Source organism: Nocardia sp. NBC_01329, from assembly GCF_035956715.1.
Taxonomy (GTDB): Bacteria; Actinomycetota; Actinomycetes; order Mycobacteriales; family Mycobacteriaceae; genus Nocardia.
The window spans coordinates 3816221-3831810 of the sequence record NZ_CP108381.1 but is presented as its reverse complement, the minus strand read 5'-3'; the positions used below and the strand labels follow the sequence as shown (position 1 = coordinate 3831810).

13 protein-coding genes are annotated in these 15590 nt (G+C 69.2%); 5 read left to right on the top strand and 8 right to left on the bottom strand.

What is annotated here, in order from left to right:
* Positions 1-504: 504 nt before the first annotated feature.
* Positions 505-1728 (top strand): serine hydrolase domain-containing protein, encoded by a 1224-nt coding sequence (locus OG405_RS17420; protein ID WP_327147539.1) that lies wholly within the window; start codon positions 505-507, stop codon positions 1726-1728.
* Positions 1729-1732: 4 nt separating this feature from the next.
* On the opposite strand, the gene ilvA is transcribed toward OG405_RS17420, so the two are convergent.
* Both ilvA and OG405_RS17410 read right to left on the bottom strand, forming a co-directional pair.
* Entirely contained in the window at positions 1733-3088 is a 1356-nt protein-coding gene (gene ilvA, locus OG405_RS17415) for a threonine ammonia-lyase IlvA (RefSeq protein WP_327152373.1), read from the bottom strand.
* Positions 3089-3191: 103 nt separating this feature from the next.
* Entirely contained in the window at positions 3192-3626 is a 435-nt protein-coding gene (locus OG405_RS17410) for a nitroreductase family deazaflavin-dependent oxidoreductase (protein ID WP_327147538.1), read from the bottom strand.
* 153 nt (positions 3627-3779) lie between these two features.
* Here OG405_RS17410 and OG405_RS17405 point away from each other — a divergent pair, with 153 nt between their 5' ends.
* Together OG405_RS17405 and OG405_RS17400 are read left to right on the top strand one after the other, a co-directional pair.
* The gene (locus OG405_RS17405; protein WP_327147537.1) at positions 3780-4010 is read left to right on the top strand and encodes a hypothetical protein; all 231 of its coding nucleotides are present in this window, start codon (positions 3780-3782) and stop codon (positions 4008-4010) included.
* A 136-nt stretch (positions 4011-4146) separates the two neighbouring features.
* Positions 4147-5559 (top strand): amidase, encoded by a 1413-nt coding sequence (locus OG405_RS17400; RefSeq protein WP_327147536.1) that lies wholly within the window; start codon positions 4147-4149, stop codon positions 5557-5559.
* An 11-nt stretch (positions 5560-5570) separates the two neighbouring features.
* Here OG405_RS17400 and treY read toward each other — a convergent pair whose 3' ends face one another.
* Entirely contained in the window at positions 5571-7973 is a 2403-nt protein-coding gene (gene treY, locus OG405_RS17395; RefSeq protein ID WP_327147535.1) for a malto-oligosyltrehalose synthase, read from the bottom strand.
* A gap of 235 nt (positions 7974-8208) precedes the next feature.
* Positions 8209-8751, bottom strand: a complete 543-nt coding sequence (locus tag OG405_RS17390; protein WP_327147534.1) for a cupin domain-containing protein — start codon at positions 8749-8751, stop codon at positions 8209-8211.
* A 29-nt stretch (positions 8752-8780) separates the two neighbouring features.
* Between OG405_RS17390 and OG405_RS17385 the strand changes: the two genes are divergently transcribed.
* A complete protein-coding gene (locus OG405_RS17385; RefSeq protein WP_327147533.1) occupies positions 8781-9221 on the top strand; it encodes a MarR family winged helix-turn-helix transcriptional regulator in 441 nt (146 codons plus the stop codon).
* A gap of 86 nt (positions 9222-9307) precedes the next feature.
* Positions 9308-10606: an adenosylmethionine--8-amino-7-oxononanoate transaminase gene (locus tag OG405_RS17380; protein WP_327147532.1), complete on the top strand. Its 1299-nt coding sequence runs from the start codon at positions 9308-9310 to the stop codon at positions 10604-10606.
* A 58-nt stretch (positions 10607-10664) separates the two neighbouring features.
* Here OG405_RS17380 and OG405_RS17375 read toward each other — a convergent pair whose 3' ends face one another.
* From OG405_RS17375 to OG405_RS17360, 4 genes are all read right to left on the bottom strand, one after another.
* The gene (locus OG405_RS17375; RefSeq protein ID WP_327147531.1) at positions 10665-12860 is read right to left on the bottom strand and encodes a DUF2339 domain-containing protein; all 2196 of its coding nucleotides are present in this window, start codon (positions 12858-12860) and stop codon (positions 10665-10667) included.
* Between the two features lie 284 nt (positions 12861-13144).
* Positions 13145-13780 (bottom strand): response regulator transcription factor, encoded by a 636-nt coding sequence (locus OG405_RS17370; RefSeq protein ID WP_327152372.1) that lies wholly within the window; start codon positions 13778-13780, stop codon positions 13145-13147.
* 115 nt (positions 13781-13895) lie between these two features.
* On the bottom strand, positions 13896-15068 hold the full coding sequence (gene macS, locus OG405_RS17365) for a MacS family sensor histidine kinase (RefSeq protein WP_327147530.1): 1173 nt from the start codon (positions 15066-15068) through the stop codon (positions 13896-13898).
* A 47-nt stretch (positions 15069-15115) separates the two neighbouring features.
* The gene (locus tag OG405_RS17360) at positions 15116-15586 is read right to left on the bottom strand and encodes an SRPBCC family protein (protein WP_327147529.1); all 471 of its coding nucleotides are present in this window, start codon (positions 15584-15586) and stop codon (positions 15116-15118) included.
* Positions 15587-15590 lie beyond the last annotated feature (4 nt).

The window sequence follows — 15590 nt, the reverse complement described above, 5'->3', positions numbered from 1 at the left end:
CTATATCGACGGCGGATATTCGATCCGAGAAACTCGTCTTTCAGATGTTTATCCAGTGTCGTCGATATTGTCTTGGGCCGGTATCTGTGAGTTTCGGTTGTCGCCCACATCCGCAGTCGCTTCCGATCGGTCCGCGGATTTCGAAACCCGCCCTCGAACGGGGGATCCATGCGATTCGGGTTCGGGTGCGCACCGTCGGGCCGGATGTCCCCGGGCCTGCTGGTGGCCTGGGCGCAACGGAATTTTCCCAGCCGGACCGACCGCAGAAATTCTTTACCGATTTGTTTCCTGTCGCCACCGGAATTCGGCGATGGAATCCGGAAAGTGTCCGCACCGAATTCTCCGGAGAGTAGCTGTCCCGGACGATCGCATTCGGGTGTCGGAGCGAGAGCGGCCCGGGGGAGCGTGCCCTGGTGCCGACCTGGGTGGGCGCGGCTGTGGCCCGGCCGAACACCGTCCGGGACGGCCATTGCCGGAAGCATCGGATGACCTTACTGTGTAAGGATGGGCAGTGTCGCTTATTCCGGCAACGCCGGAGCAGAATTCCGGCGGCTGACGTCCGCGTTCACCCGGGTCTACGGTGGCCGGAAGGGCGTAGGCGCGGCGCTGGCGGTGTACCGGCACGGGGAGCCGATTCTCGACATCTGGACGGGGGAGTCCGCACCCGACCGGCCCTGGACACGCGATACCGGCGCGGTGGTGTTCTCCGCGACCAAGGGGATCGCGGCCACGGTGGTCCACCGGCTCGCCGATCGCGGTCTGATCGATTACGACGCCCCGGTCTGCGAATACTGGCCCGAATTCGGTTGCAACAACAAGGACAGGATCACCGTACGTCAGGTGCTCACCCATTCGGCGGGTCTGTCCGGGGTCGGTACTCTGGCCGCCCAGGGGGCCGAACTGCTCGACCACGAACTGATGGCCGAACGGCTGGCCGCCGCGACTCCCGATCGGCTGCTCGGTGTACCCGCCTATCACGCGATGACCTTCGGCTGGCTGCTCGCCGGCCTGACCAGGGCGGTCACCGGGCTGAGCATGAAGGAACTGTTCCAGCGGGAAGTCGCCCTCCCCCTGGGTACCGACGGCGTGCACCTGGGCCGGCCACCGGCCGGTTCGGTCACCGTGGCGGCCGAGAGCTTCGGCACGGGATTCTCCTTCGCCGCGACGCCGCGCGGCTCCCGGCTGGTCACCCTGCTCCAGGGCATCCCCGGTGCGCTGGGGGTCAGTAGCCGCTCGCTGTTCATTCCCGGGGCCGAAGCCATCCTGACCGGCCCGAACCCGCCGCTCCTGGATAGTGAGATGCCCGCCGCCAACGGTGTGTGCAGCGCCGACGGCCTGGCCGCGGTGTACGAGCCGCTGGCCTGTAACGGACTCGCCGGTGGCCGGCGGTACCTGTCGGGCGCCGCTGTGCAGGCCATCCGCCGGATCGAACGATACCGGCCGGACACCGGACTCTTCCTCTACCTCGGCCCGCTCTGGCACCTGGGGTACCACGCGATGCCTACCGTCGGCGCACCGCGCGGCTTCGGTCATATCGGTCTGGGCGGCTCGTTCGGCTGGGCGGACCCCGACAGCGGTATCTCGCTCGGTTTCGTGCACAACCGGCTCGCGATGGAGACCCTGGCCGTGGACCAGCCCGCCTTCGCCTGGCTGCTGCCGCTGGTCATGTCCGGAGCCCGTTCGGCGTCCCGGATCGGCCGCGACGCTGCTCGGGAGGCCGCGGCCTGATCGCTCAGGTCAGGTAGCGGTAGGCCGGGGAGCCCGGTTCGAGCCGCTCGCACTGGATGGGGGAGTGGGCGATCCGGTCCAACAGCGGTTGCAGACCGGTGCGTTCACCCAGTTCGATACCGACCAGCGCGGCGCCGGTCTCCCGATTGTTGCGTTTGACGTATTCGAACACGGTGATGTCGTCGTCGGGGCCGAGCACCTCGTCGAGGAAGCGGCGCAGCGCACCGGGTTCCTGCGGGAAGTCCACCAGGAAATAGTGTTTGATGCCCTGGTGGACCAGCGAACGTTCGATGACCTCGCCGTATCGCGACACATCGTTGTTCCCACCCGAGACCAGGCAGACCACCGTGGACCCGGGTTCGGGCGGCGATTCCAGCAGCGCGGCGACCGCGAGCGCGCCCGCGGGTTCGGCGATGATGCCCTCGTTCTGGTAGAGGTCCAGCATGGCGGTGCACACCGCGCCTTCGTCCACGCGTAGCAGCTGGAAGGATCCGGCACCGCCGGGGAGTTCGGTCGAGACGAGCAGCGGCAGTGAACCGTGCGAGACTACCTGTCCGCCGAAACCGACCACCGCGTCGTAGGGGACCCGGCCGATCCGCCGCACCGCGGCACCGTCGACGAACGGGTCGAGTTCGGGCAGGGTGACCGGCCCGCCCGCGATCAGCGCCGCGGTCATCGAGGCCGCACCGCTCGGCTCGACCGCGAGGATCGCGGTCTCCGGGACGCGTTCGCGCAGATAGGTGCCTATTCCGGCGAGGCATCCGCCGCCGCCGACGGGCACGATCACCAGATCCGGTGCGGTACCGAGCTGGTCCAGGATCTCCGCGGCGATGGTGCCCTGGCCCGCTGCGGTGCGGGTGTCGTCGAACGGGGGCACCATGGTGGCGCCGGTACGCCGGACGTCATCGGCCGCGGCCGCCGCGGCGGCGTCGAAGGTTTCGCCGACCGCGATCAGCTCTACGAATTCGCCGCCGTGCACGCGGATCCGGTCGCGCTTCTGCTTCGGAGTCGTGGTGGGTACGTAGATTCGGCCGGTGATTCCCATGGCCTTGCACGCGAACGCCACACCCTGGGCATGGTTACCGGCACTCGCGGCGACCACGCCGGCGGCGCGTTCGGAATCGCTGAGCTGGACCACCAGGTTGTATGCGCCGCGCAGCTTGTAGGAACGCACGACGGTGAGGTCCTCGCGTTTGAGGTACACCTGGGCCCCGGTCAGCTGGGATAGGCGCGGGCATAGTTGTAGCGGGGTGGGCTCGATGATGTCGGAGATGCGTTTGGCTGCGGCGTCGATCTCGTCCGCGGACAACGCAGGACGGGCTTCTGGCAGGTGAGTCAGCACATCGGACACCCGCTCCATGCTGCCACCCACCGCTGCCGGAGCATGCGGCGGGTGGCTCTGTCCTGCGATTTCGTTCATCGGGGCGGTGTGGAACCGGGGCCCCGGAACCGTGCCCGGATCGTCAGCGCGGGGTGAGGACGAAGACCGGGATCTGACGATCGGTCCCGAGCTGATAGTCGGCGTAGGGCGGATATGCGGCGACGGACCGCGCCCACCAGAGTGCTTTCTCCTCGCCGAAGACCTCGCGGGCGGTGTAGTCCTTGGTGACGGTGCCGTCCTGTAGTTCCACATGGGGCTGCGCGACCACATTGTGGTACCAGACGGGGTGCTTCGGCGCGCCGCCCAGCGAGGCGACGACCGCGTATTCGCCGTCGTGCTCGACCCGCATGAGTGCGGTCTTGCGGAGTTTCCCGGTCTTGTTGCCGACAGTGGTCAGCACGATCACCGGCATGCCCTGCATGGTGGTGCCCTCGGTACCGCCGGACTGTTCGATCTTCTCGGCCTGCTCGCGGGCCCAGTCGGATGTGGACGGTGCGTATTCTCCGGTCAATGGCATGTTCGGAAAACGTCCAGGGCGGGCGGGCTTGTTCCCCGGCTACTCCGACCTGGCGGGATCGGCTGCCGTCGAGGGGACCCGGCGGCAGAGTATGTATGCGGAAAAACAAAAGTTCGATAGACCGAACACTGGCTTCACGGGTAGCCTGAACAGATGACCGCATCCCATCTCGCTGTTTCTCGCGCCGCCGTTCGCGGCGCGGCGGTCGTCGATATCGCGGGGTCGCACTGGCCGGTGTACAAGCTGGAGGCGCTGATCGTCGGGTTGCTCGTCTTCCTGGCTCTGGCGCTGGTCCTGGGTTCGGCACAGGCCGGGGTGCTCGTGGGTGCCGCGGTGGGGGCGGTGCTGTGGACCGTCGGCCGATGGGGCGCGCAGCACCGGTAATCGCCGGAACACCCGCCACGCCGTGGACAACGGTGCCGAGGGATACTCCCCGTACTAGTCTGGGCCGAGTTGAACACACGTCCACTTGGTTCCGGGTCGAGGTATCCGGGTCCCCGAGGTACACGCGAGCCGTTTCATGACTGATCGAGTACATGCCTTCACCGACGACGCGCTGGGCGAACACGACGCGGTGGCACTGGCCGCGCTCGTCCGGGACGGTGCGGTGAGCCCCGATGAACTGATCCGCGCGGCGCTGGACCGGGCCGAAACGGTGAACTCCCGTCTGAACGCGATCGCTTACCGATCCCCCGACCCTCGGCCCGCCGCGACCGGGGGCGGTATCTGGTTCGGGGTACCGGCCTTCGTCAAGGACAACGCCGATGTGGCCGGACTGCCGAGCCGGCACGGTAGCGCGGCGATCACCGCTCATCCCGCCGCGAAGGACGACCGGTTCACCGCGCAGCTGCTCAGCACCGGGGTGACCGTGCTGGGTAAGACCACCATGCCCGAATTCGGGTTCACCTCCACCACCGAATTCGAGAGCGGTGAGCCCACCCGTAACCCATGGGGCACCGGGTATTCGGTCGGTGGTTCCTCGGGCGGCTCGGCTGCGCTGGTCGCCGCCGGAGTGGTTCCGGTGGCCCACGGCAACGACGGTGGCGGATCGCTGCGTATTCCGGCGGCCTGCGCGGGACTGGTATCGCTCAAGCCCAGCCGATTCCGGCACCTGGACAATGCGCAAGCCAGGCAGTTGCCGATCAAACTCGTCTCCGAGGGTGTGTTGTCCCGGTCGGTCCGCGACCAGGCGGCCTACTACGCTGCCGCCGAGAAGTATTGGCACAACCCGAAACTCCCGCTCATCGGCACCGTCGAGGGCCCGTCGGAGCGAAAACTCCGCATCGGTCTGCTGACCACGGCGGCCAACGGCCTGGAACCCGATGCCGAGACCCTGGCCGCGGTCACCGCGACCGCGCGGGCTCTGGAGGCCGCGGGGCATACCATCGAGCCGATGGCCTCGCCGGTATCGGCGCAGCTCGTCGCCGATTTCCTGCAGTACTGGGGATTTCTGGCACAGATGTCGGGAGTGACCGGGAAACTGAGCCACGGCCGCTCCTTCGACGCTGCCCGGCTCGAGACCTTCACCAAAGGTCTCGCCGCGTCCTTCCGCCGACACCTTTTCGCCACCCCGGGCGCGCTGTACCGGCTGAACCGGGCCCGCGCCGACTACGACGCGGTGCTCACCCGCTACGACGCGATCCTGTCGCCGGTGCTCACCCACACCACACCCGAGATCGGTTACCTGAATCCGGGAGTGCCGTTCGCCGAATCGATCGAGCGGGTCACGAATTTCGTGGGCTACACGCCGATCAACAATGTCACCGGTTCACCGTCGATCGCCGTGCCGGCCGGGCTCAGCGAGACCGGGCTACCGATCGGGGTCATGCTCAGCGGCGCCTACAGTGGCGAACGTACCCTGCTGGAACTGGGTTTTCTGCTGGAGGCGCAGATCCCGTTCCCGCGAATCGCCGCCGCGGCCACCGGGTTCTGACGGCCGCACGATCAGCGGACCAGCAGCGCGACCGGAAGCCGGGCGAACAGTTTCTCGGTGCGGGCGCGGTTCTGGAATGTATGCCCGGTGAGGCGATCGGTCCAGGATCCGCCGGACAGTTCGATATACGTGTCACCCCAGCCGGTTTCGCCGATCGCCACGCTGTGCCGGGTGACGGCCACGATGATCTCGGGGTCCGCGCCGGCCCGGCCGCGGGCGTAGGCGACCAGTTTGTCGGCGTGCTCGCCGTTCCCGAACACCGGGGTGTATGTGCCGCCGACGAAACATTCCGGGCGTTCCCGGCGCAGCCACAGCGCGTAGGCGACCAGCCACATCTTGGCCGCACCCGTGATGTCCAGTGGCGGCGTGGTGGTGAGGGTGTGCAGCACCCCGGCCCGGGACCCGAAATCGACCGGCCGGCGATTGTCCGGGTCGACCAGCGAATCCTCCCAGACCTCGCAGCCCTGGTAGATATCCGGGATTCCCGGCGCGCACAATTGCAACAGTTTCTGTGCCAGCGAATCCGACCAGGCGTGCGGGGCCAGATCATGGGCGAGATCGGTGAGCTGACGGCCGACCGGCCCCTCGATCACCTGATCGAGCCAGGCGTGCACCGCGTTCTCGAAGTCGACATCGGGTTCCTCCCAGGAGGTGTGCTCGCCGGATTCGCGCATCGCCTTCTCGGCGAAACGGTGCACCCGGTCGCGCAACCCCGGTACCGAGGGGGCCGGGCGGCCGTCGGCCGGCCACATTCCGAACATGTTCTGCAGCAGGAACAGTGCGGTGGCGCCGTCCGGTGGCGGGAGCTTCTCCAGCCACAGCGTCACCGCCCGCGCCCACATCCGCGGGACCTGCGACAGGATGCCGATCCGGGCCCGCACATCTTCGCCGCGTTTGGTGTCGTGGGTGGACAGGGTGGTCATCGACGCGGGCCAGCGGCGGGCCCGCGAGGCGTTGGCGAGATGGAATTCGTTGACCGTCCGACCGAAGCGGGCCGGATTGCCACCGATCTCCTGCAGCGACACCAGTCGCACCGCGCGGTAGAACAGAATGTCCTCCACGGCTTTCGCGCCGATCGCATTGCTCACCTGATGGAACCGGGTCCACGCGGTACCGCCGGCCACCAACGCTGTCACCAGTACTGCCAGCGGCACCCGCAGTTCGGCGTTGCGTTTCTCCACTTCGGCGACCACCGCGCTGATCATTCCGGCCAGCGGGGCGTAATCGGCCCGGGCCACGGGCACGAACGACAGCACCTCGATGGTGGCGTTGGTGAGGGCCATGGTGTCGAAATCCTCGGCGCTCGCATCGGCTTTGATCGCGGCGACCAGGCGCCGCATCTCCGGGACGAGGATGCTCTCGGCCACCGCTCGTTTGATGCGGTGCTCCTTCTCGCCGACCCATACCCGGTCGCTGCCGTGGCCGGTGACGTGGCGGGACAGTTCGGTGAGGATCTGCTCACCGGCGGGTTCGAGCAGGACGCCGCCGAAATCGGCGATTCCGTCGTACCCGGTGGTCCCGTCGATCGGCAGGGTGGAGTCGAGGGGCTCCCGGTTGGCGAGGGTCTTCTCCACCAGCAACAGCCGGTTGGGGCCGATCAGCTGGCGCAGGCGCTGTAGGTATCCGGCCGGATCGGCGAGCCCGTCGGGATGGTCGACCCGGACACCGTCGATCAGATCGTGTTCGCACCAGGCCGCGAGTTCGCGGTGGGTGGCCTCGAAGACCGGCGGATCCTGCTGGCGCAGCGCGGCCAATCCGCTGACCGACAGGAAACGGCGGTATCCGCAGATCCCGGATTTCCAGCTCACCAGCCGGTAATGCTGTTTGTCGTGGATACGCAGAGCGTTGTCGTCGTCGGTGCCGGGGGCGATGGGAAAGCGCAGTTCGTGTAGCGCCAGCAGCGGTTCGGGACCCGACCGGTCGACGGTGAGCGCGGCCGGGTCGTTGGCACTGCGCAGGACCGGTAGCGCCAGGCGGCCGCCGACCCCGTTGCCCGGGCTCCAGTCGATATCGAAGAACGAGGCGAACCGGGATTCGCGACCGTACTGCAGTACATGCCACCACCACAGGTTCTGCTGCGGATCGGCCACTCCCACGTGGTTGGGCACCAGATCCATGATCAGGCCCATCCCGCGGTTGTGGACCTCGTCGGCGAGCGCCTTGAGTCCGAGTGGGCCGCCGAGGGCGGCGGAGACGGTCGTCGGGTCGGTGACGTCGTAGCCGTGGGCGGAGCCGCGCGCGGCCGTCATCACCGGGGAGAGATATATATGCGAGACGCCCAGTTGCTGGAGGTATTCGGCGGTTGCCGCGGCCTGGGCGAAGGTGAGTCCGTCCGGGCGCAGCTGTAGCCGGTAGGTGCTGCGGACCGGAGTGACGCGCGGATGGCGGCTGAAGCTCGGCGGGTCTGCGGGCATACGGTTTCTCGGTCGAGGTCCTGAGGAGCGCGGCGGGTGGGGAGGGCGCCGGATCCGGCGGCGCGGGTGCGGGAAAGGCCGGGTCAGCGGGGATGCTCGGCATCGCCCGACGACCTGGTACTACCCGGATACGGCACCGGCGGTGCCACTTCCTCGGTCGTCGAGTCGGAAGCGTGCATGGATATGACACTAGCGCCATTCCGCCGCGCGGATGGCAGGGGCTGCTGGTGGTTGTTCAGTTCGGGTCGGCCGGACCGATCCATCGCCGCGCGTAACCGGTTCGCCGGGCGAATGCGGCAAGGCCGCCGAATATCACGCGCTGGATTCCGGCAGGGATTCCGGCGAGGTATCCGTCCTGTAATTCCCATAGCAGAGCGAGTGCCAGGGGATTGCGCGGAGCGCCGGATCGGGTGGTGGCGCCCGCTCGGTCCAGTGCGCTCCACAGGGTGAACATCTCGAGATGTCGCAGTGGTGGCCGGATCTCGTGATCGAGCACCGTATCGGGCACTTCGCTGCGGAACTCGTGCACCGTGCGGGCCGCCGCGCGCACCGTCTCGCCGGGGCCGGCCGCGATCTCCTGTCCGTCGACCCGGAAGGCGAGTCTGCCCTGCTGGACGGTCCACGCCTCGGTGAGCACGGGATGCCAGTGGGGGCCCGCCTGTCGCCCGGGGGTGGGCAGTTCGTGCCGCAGGCGCAGATAGGGGCCGGTGTCGTCGGTGCCCTCGTCGAGCACGGTGACACGGTGGCCGTTGCGGAAGGTGATAACCCGTTCTGGCATGACTCCATTAGAAAGGTAACCTTCCTAATATGTCAACGCCCCCGCCTTCCTCACTGCTCAAACTGCTCACCCTGGCCACCCGGGCCGTCGAATCCGAACTGAACGACGGGCTGCGCGCGCGGCTGTCCGCCGAGTTGCGGCCCGCGCACTACGCGCTGTTCCGGTATCTGGATCCGGCAGGGTCGCGGGTGGGTGAACTGGCCGAGGCCGCGGGGATGACGCAGCAGTCGATGGGCGAACTGGTCGGGCAACTCGAACGCGCCGGATTGGTGCGCCGGCAGGTGGATCCGCAGGACGGTCGCGCCCGGCAGGTGGTGTACACCGACGCCGGCCGCGCGGCGCTCGGGCTGGCCGGGGAAGAGATCCGGCGGATCGAGGACCGGATCCGGGCGGGCGTGGGGGAGGCGGGCGCGGCGGAATTGCGGCGGCTGCTCGCGCGGGTGGCGGCGGTATCGGATGGTTCGGCGTGAGGGGCCGGAATCCGAGTTGGTAACTTGAACGGCGTTCAAGGTTTCGTACGGCCGACTCCGGTCGTACTACGACGTGGAGGACCGCCGTGCTCGTCGCGCCCGCAGAACTCACCGCCGCGCAGATCTCCGAACTCGACGCGCGCTACGTATGGCACCCCTACGGAGGCTTCCCGTCCAGCACTCGGCCGCTCGTCGTGACCGCGGCCGCGGGCACCCGGCTGACCCTGGCCGACGGACGAGAACTGGTGGACGGGATGAGTTCGTGGTGGGCCGCGGTCCACGGCTACCGCCATCCCGTACTCGACGAGGCGCTGGTGGCGCAATCGCGCCGGATGAGCCATGTGATGTTCGGCGGCCTCACCCACGAGCCGGCAGCCCGGCTGTGCGAACTGCTGGTCCGCCACACTCCCGACGGGCTCGACCGGGTGTTCCTCTGCGATTCCGGCTCGGTCTCGGTGGAGGTCGCGGTGAAGATGTGCCTGCAGTACTGGCGGTCGGTGGGCCGCCCGGACAAACGCCGGCTGCTCACCTGGCGCGGCGGATACCACGGCGACACCTTCACGCCGATGAGCGTGTGCGACCCCGAGGGTGGGATGCACGCGCTGTGGACCGATGTCCTGACCGAACAGATCTTCGTTCCCGCACCACCCCGCGACTATCAGGACGACTATGTCCGGGAACTGGAGAACGCGGTGACACGGCACGCGTCCGAACTGGCGGCGATCGTGGTGGAACCGGTGGTCCAGGGGGCCGGCGGAATGCGGTGGCACGATCCGCGCTACCTGGCCGATCTGCGCCGACTGTGCGACGAGCACGGGATACTGCTGGTATTCGACGAGATCGCGACCGGATTCGGTCGTACCGGAACCTTGTTCGCCGCCGAGCAGGCGCTCGTCGCACCGGATGTGATGTGTGTGGGCAAGGCACTCACCGGCGGATACATGACGCTCGCCGCGGTTCTGTGCACGACCGATATCGCCGAGACCATCAGTGCCGCACACGGCGGTCTCATGCACGGGCCGACCTTCATGGGCAATCCGCTGGCCTGCGCCGTCGCGGTCGCCTCGGTGGAACTGCTGCTGTCGCGGGACTGGCGTGGTGAGGTGGCGCGGATCGGCGCCGAGCTGCGGGCGGGCCTGACACCGGCCCGGGATATCGCCGGTGTCACCGAGGTACGCGTACTCGGCGGTATCGGGGTGATCGAACTGGACCGGCCGGTGGATATGCGGGCGGCTACCGAGGCCGCCGTCGGCGCGGGCGCCTGGATCAGGCCGTTCCGCAACCTGATCTACGCGATGCCGCCCTATATCAGCGATTCCGCCGATATCGCGACCGTTACCACCGCCATGGTCGCGGCGGCCCGTACCGGCTCCCGGACGATGTAACGGGCTCCGCCCCGGCGGCGAGTGCCACCGGGGCGGAGCCGTGACCCACCCGGACCGCTCAGTGCGGTTCGGTCGGCGACCCCGGATCGTCACACCGCGCACCCGTTTCGGCGAACGCCCGCGCGTAGCGGGTTCCGGCGACGAGCAGCAGCACACCGACCACTAGGAACGCGGTCACCCGGACGAGGCCGTCGAGGGTGGCCAGATCGAACAGGAACAGTTTCGCCAGCGCCGCGGCCGTGACCAGCAGACCGGACCCCAGCGCGACCTTGGCGGCCGTCGGTGTCCGCGCGCCCAACGACCGCAGGCCGTAGAGCAGGGCGGCCAGCGCCCCGGCCATCCAGACGATGGTGGCGATACTGTGCCCGATGACGAATCCGTCGGCGATATCGGCGATCACCCCCAGCGATACGGACGTCGCGGTCACCAGGTACAGCGCCGCGACACTGCCGCCGATCCACAGCAGCGAGGCGCGGGTGTCGGTGGCCGCGGGGCCGCTGGGACGCTCCGGTGCGATGGGGCCGCCGAGCCGGCCCGACCCCCACAGCGCCAGCGCGACCACCGCGAGTCCCGCGATCGCCGAGGCCGCGGTGCCGGCCGATAGTTCGCGGACGGCGATCCATTCGGTGGAAAGTGTCCCCGGCCCGGCGACCACCAGGAACGCGAGCCCGCCGAGGGCGGCGTGCCCGGAGCCCAGTGCCGCCGCCACCCGGTTCCCGGTGCGGCCCGCGATCGCCAGATAGCAACCGGCGACGAGGAACAGAACCAGGGGCAGGGTGGCCTCGGTGGACACACCCCAGCACGTTTCCAGCAAGGCGAAGGAACCGGCGACCGCAGCGACAGTGGCGGTGTGACCCGGGATGCGAGCGATCTCGCGAACCTTCGGCAGCAGCGGGATCGCGGCGAGGGCCAGCAGGACGACCGCGTACACCGACGAGATCACCGTCGCCGCCGGGCGGTCGAACAGCGCGGGCGTGGCGAGCAGTGGTGTGGTGGCCAGCGCGCAGGTGAGGGTGGCCACGATATCGCCGGGCCGCTGCCGCACCACGATGATCGTGCCCGCCAGACCGACCGCGGCGATCGCGATCGCCGCAACCAGGACCAGCACCGACCGGCCGGGGGCGGCGGTGCCGACCGCCACGGCGACGACGGCGATCTGGGTGGCGAGTACCGCCGGGACAGTGCGCACGAGATGCAGATACGGCCAGTCGTACCGGTACTGCACCGGGATACAGGCCAATTGGAGCACGATCAGGAACGCGAGCAGCGACAGTTCGGTGCTCACGAACGGGGCCAGGACCGCGGCGGCCGCGACGACGAGTACGGCCAGTGCCTGGGACCGCCACTGCACGGCCAGCCCGACGCCGGCGGCGGCGACTCCGAGCGCGACGGCCAACCCGGGGACCGGGTGCAGCCAGTCGTAGATCGTGGTCGTCGCGACGACGTCCAGGTAGGCGCCCGCGAAACCGGTGGCGGCCAGTGCGATTCCGCCGACCCGGCCGCCGGTGCGGCGGTACACCCGCATACCGGCTCCGACGAGAGCCGCCGAGAACACGGCCCCGGCGACGACCCGCGGGACCGGCCCGAAGATACCGGCCTGGGCGGCCAGGACCAGCAGCATCACGACACCGATGAGAGTCACCGCCACACCCGCGACAGCGAGCACCCGGCTGATCACACCTTCGCGTTGCCACCACGGTGTGCGGGGCACGGGCGGACCGGCGGGGCTGTGCCCGGGAGGGCCCGCGGGTGGCCGGTCCCGGTATATCGGGTACGCGCCGGCGTATCTGCTGTGCGGCGGGACCGGCCAGGGCTGCTGATAGGTGGTGAGCGGAGGGACGCCCCAGGCGGTGTGGCCGGGACCCGCCGGTACCGCGCCCACCGGTGCGGTGGGGTAGCCCGTCGCCGCGCGCGCACCGGGCGTCCCCGCCGCGGCCGGTGCTGTGGGGCGTTCGGTAGTTTCCGTCGCTGGAGATCCCGGCGTCCCGGGACCGGGTTCGGCCGATCGGGTGGCCGCATCGCCGGTGGACGTCGCGTCCGAACGCGTGGGAGCGGCTGCCCGTACCTGCCGGTGCAGGGCTTCGAGATCACGGCCGAGGGTGCTCAGCTGACCGCCGAGCGCGGTGAAATCTCCGGCGATCGTGGTGAACTGGCCGGACAGGCGGGCGACCAGCGACGGATCGATCTCCCGGCCGTTGACGGCCGAGGTTCCTGCCCTGCCGCTGGGCGGCATCCGAGTGGGTTCCTGACTCACCGTGGCTCACTTCCGAGTTGATGGGCCGGCCCGGCCTCGAAGGCCCGGGCTCGCGCGCTACGTTTCCCCGTCATATCTCGATGGTCGGCCGCGAGCGGGTCACGAGGATGAGTAGGACTACTCGGGAAAGGGCCGGAATCTACGCGATTCTGAGCGCCTGGGCATCGAGGCGTGGTCAGGGCCGCGCTGTGGACCGCGATTTCGTCCGCCGGACGGTATCGCGGCGGCCGCGAATCCACTGAGCAGGTGGGCTCCCGTCCTCCGCCGGCACCCGGAGCGCCACGCTATTCGTCGAGGCCCTGCTCGATCACATAGCGGGTGAGTTCGACCCGGTTGGCGAGCTGCAGTTTGCGCAGGGTGGCCTGCACGTGGTTCTCGACCGTCCGGTGACTCAGATCCAGCCGGGTGGCGATCTGCCTGGCGGAGAGGCCTTTGGCGACCAGGCGCAGTACCTCGGTCTCCCGGTCGGTGAGTGCGGGCCGGTGCGGTTCGCCCGGGTCGGCCGGTGCGGTGGCGATCCGGCGGTACTCACCCAGGACGAGACCGGCGAGTCCGGGGGTGAACACCGCCTGCCCGGCGGCGGTGGCCCGGACCGCGGCGATGAGTTCGGCGGCGGAAGCGCTCTTGACCAGATACCCGGATGCCCCGGCTTTCACCGCGTCCAGCACATCGTCGCGTTCACCCGAGGCCGAGAGCACCAGCACCCGGCTCTCCGGGGACACCCGCAGAACCTCAGCGGTGGCCAGCGCGCCGTTGCCGTCCGGTAGTTGCATATCCATCAGCACCACCCGCGGCCGTGCGGCTGCCGCACGGCGGGCGGCAGCCGCGGCGTTCTCGGCCGTCGCGGCCACCCGGAACCCGGCTTCGGTGAGGTCGCGGGACACACCTTCCCGCCAGATCGGATGGTCGTCGACCACCATCACCGAAATCGCCTCCGCCGCCTGTCCGGTCACCCCGCCGCTCCTTCCGCCTCCGCGCGTCCTCATCCTGCCAGAACGGCCGGTCCCACCGAGGCCGTGACCGGCCGGCCACTGCTCAGCCGCGCGGTATGCGGAACTCCCATTCGGTACCCTCGCCGACGGTTTCCGCGGTGAGCAGTTCGGCGATGCCGCCCAGCGCGGCGATCCGTCCGGTGATCGACCGTGACACACCCATCCGGCCCTCGTTCTCGGCCTCGGTGAGCCGGCCGGGTGCGATTCCGACACCGTCGTCGCGCACGCTCACGATCAATTCCGGGCCGGTGTCCTCGAGCAGGACGAACGCCCGGGCTTCGGGGCCCGCGTGCAGTGCCACATTGGTGAGGGCGGCCGCGACGGCGGCGGCGATCTCGTCGGCGGCCCAGCGGCCGAGCCGCACCGGCTCGCCAGGAGTGGAGACCACCACGTCCGGCGTGGCGTGCGCGGTGAGCAGCGGACGGAGGTCGACGTTGCTGGTATCGGCCGACGCCGGGGCGCCCTGTTCGGAGATGAGCCGGCGCAGCGCGATCTCCTGTTCCCCGGCCCGCTGGGCCAGTTCCGTGGCCGGTCCGCCGATCGCGTTCCCGCGCCGTTTGATGTAGGAGAGGATCTGCAGTACACCGTCGTGTACCTGGCGGGCCAGACGTTCGCGCTCCTCGGCGGCCGCGGTGAGCCGGACCGCGCGCTGGAGTTGTTCCTGGGCTCGCCGCGCGGTGTTCGCCGCCAGACCCAGCGCGAGTCCCACCGAGACCAGGACCGGCGCGGTCGCGTCGGCCCAGACGTCCTGCCCCCACTGCTGTCGCATGGTGATGATGGCGGCCGCGACGACCAGGCCGGAGGCCACTCCCGCGATGGGCCCGCGCAGAATCGCGGCCGAGATCACCGCGTTGGCCGACCACATGGTGGTGGGCAGGGGTTGATGCCCGTGATACCAGTCGTAGTCGGCGACCAGTGGTGTCGCCGCGATCAGCCCGAGGACCACGAGATGATCGCCGACGACCACCAGCGTCCGGGTCCGGATGATATCGGGGGCGCGCCACTGCGCGAGCAGTAGCGCCGAGACTCCGGACCAGAGCACCATGAGCGCGATGAAAACCCAGCTCAGCCGCTGATTCTCGTAGTACTGCACAGAGGCGATCTGCTGCCCGACCGCGTACAGCAGGGTGACCAGGCGGAAGGCCTGCACTGCCCGCCACAGCGGGGCGGTCGCGGCATCGGCCGGATCGGGTTCGGACGGCCGGTCCGGGCGCATGCGATGCCTTTCTGGTCGGCTGCCGGTCGGGATCGGGGTAGGAGCGGTCAGTCCGGGATCGCCCGGCCCTCGGCGAGCGCGGCGAGTTTGCCCAGCGAGATACTCCAGCCGAGCTCGTTGTCCGCCTCCGAGACTCCGTCGGGCAAGCCTTCGTGCACCGCGTCCAGGCGGGTGCCCGCGGGTGTGCCGGTGAGGTCGTAGGTGATCCGCATCTCGCCGGTGATCGCCGGATCGGCGGTATCGAATTCGACGATCTGGACCACTCGCTCGTCCGGAACAAGGGTGGCGAACCGGCCGTGGAAGGTATCGGTGGCACCTTCGGTCTTCCCGGTTTGCGCGGGATCGTCGTAGGTGAGCGAGATACGGAACCGCCCACCCTCGGTGGCATCGAATTCGTGTACCCGGCTGGTCATTCCGGTGGGCACCATCCAGGTGCGCACCGCCTCGCCGTCGACGAGGGCCGCGTAGACGGTCGCCCGGGGTGCGGCGATCTCCCGCTGGATTCGCGTAGTGGCCATCCCC

Excerpts from the sequence above, each read along its gene's own strand:
- OG405_RS17390 (WP_327147534.1), bottom strand. The coding sequence starts at position 8,751 with ATGCCAGAACGGGTTATCACCTTCCGCAACGGCCACCGTGTCACCGTG.
- OG405_RS17370 (WP_327152372.1), bottom strand. The coding sequence starts at position 13,780 with ATGGTGGTCGACGACCATCCGATCTGGCGGGAAGGTGTGTCCCGCGAC.
- OG405_RS17410 (WP_327147538.1), bottom strand. The coding sequence starts at position 3,626 with ATGCCATTGACCGGAGAATACGCACCGTCCACATCCGACTGGGCCCGC.
- macS (WP_327147530.1), bottom strand. The coding sequence starts at position 15,068 with ATGCGCCCGGACCGGCCGTCCGAACCCGATCCGGCCGATGCCGCGACC.
- OG405_RS17385 (WP_327147533.1), top strand. The coding sequence starts at position 8,781 with ATGTCAACGCCCCCGCCTTCCTCACTGCTCAAACTGCTCACCCTGGCC.
- treY (WP_327147535.1), bottom strand. The coding sequence starts at position 7,973 with ATGCCCGCAGACCCGCCGAGCTTCAGCCGCCATCCGCGCGTCACTCCG.
- ilvA (WP_327152373.1), bottom strand. The coding sequence starts at position 3,088 with ATGGAGCGGGTGTCCGATGTGCTGACTCACCTGCCAGAAGCCCGTCCT.
- OG405_RS17360 (WP_327147529.1), bottom strand. The coding sequence starts at position 15,586 with ATGGCCACTACGCGAATCCAGCGGGAGATCGCCGCACCCCGGGCGACC.
- OG405_RS17400 (WP_327147536.1), top strand. The coding sequence starts at position 4,147 with ATGACTGATCGAGTACATGCCTTCACCGACGACGCGCTGGGCGAACAC.
- OG405_RS17420 (WP_327147539.1), top strand. The coding sequence starts at position 505 with ATGGGCAGTGTCGCTTATTCCGGCAACGCCGGAGCAGAATTCCGGCGG.
- OG405_RS17405 (WP_327147537.1), top strand. The coding sequence starts at position 3,780 with ATGACCGCATCCCATCTCGCTGTTTCTCGCGCCGCCGTTCGCGGCGCG.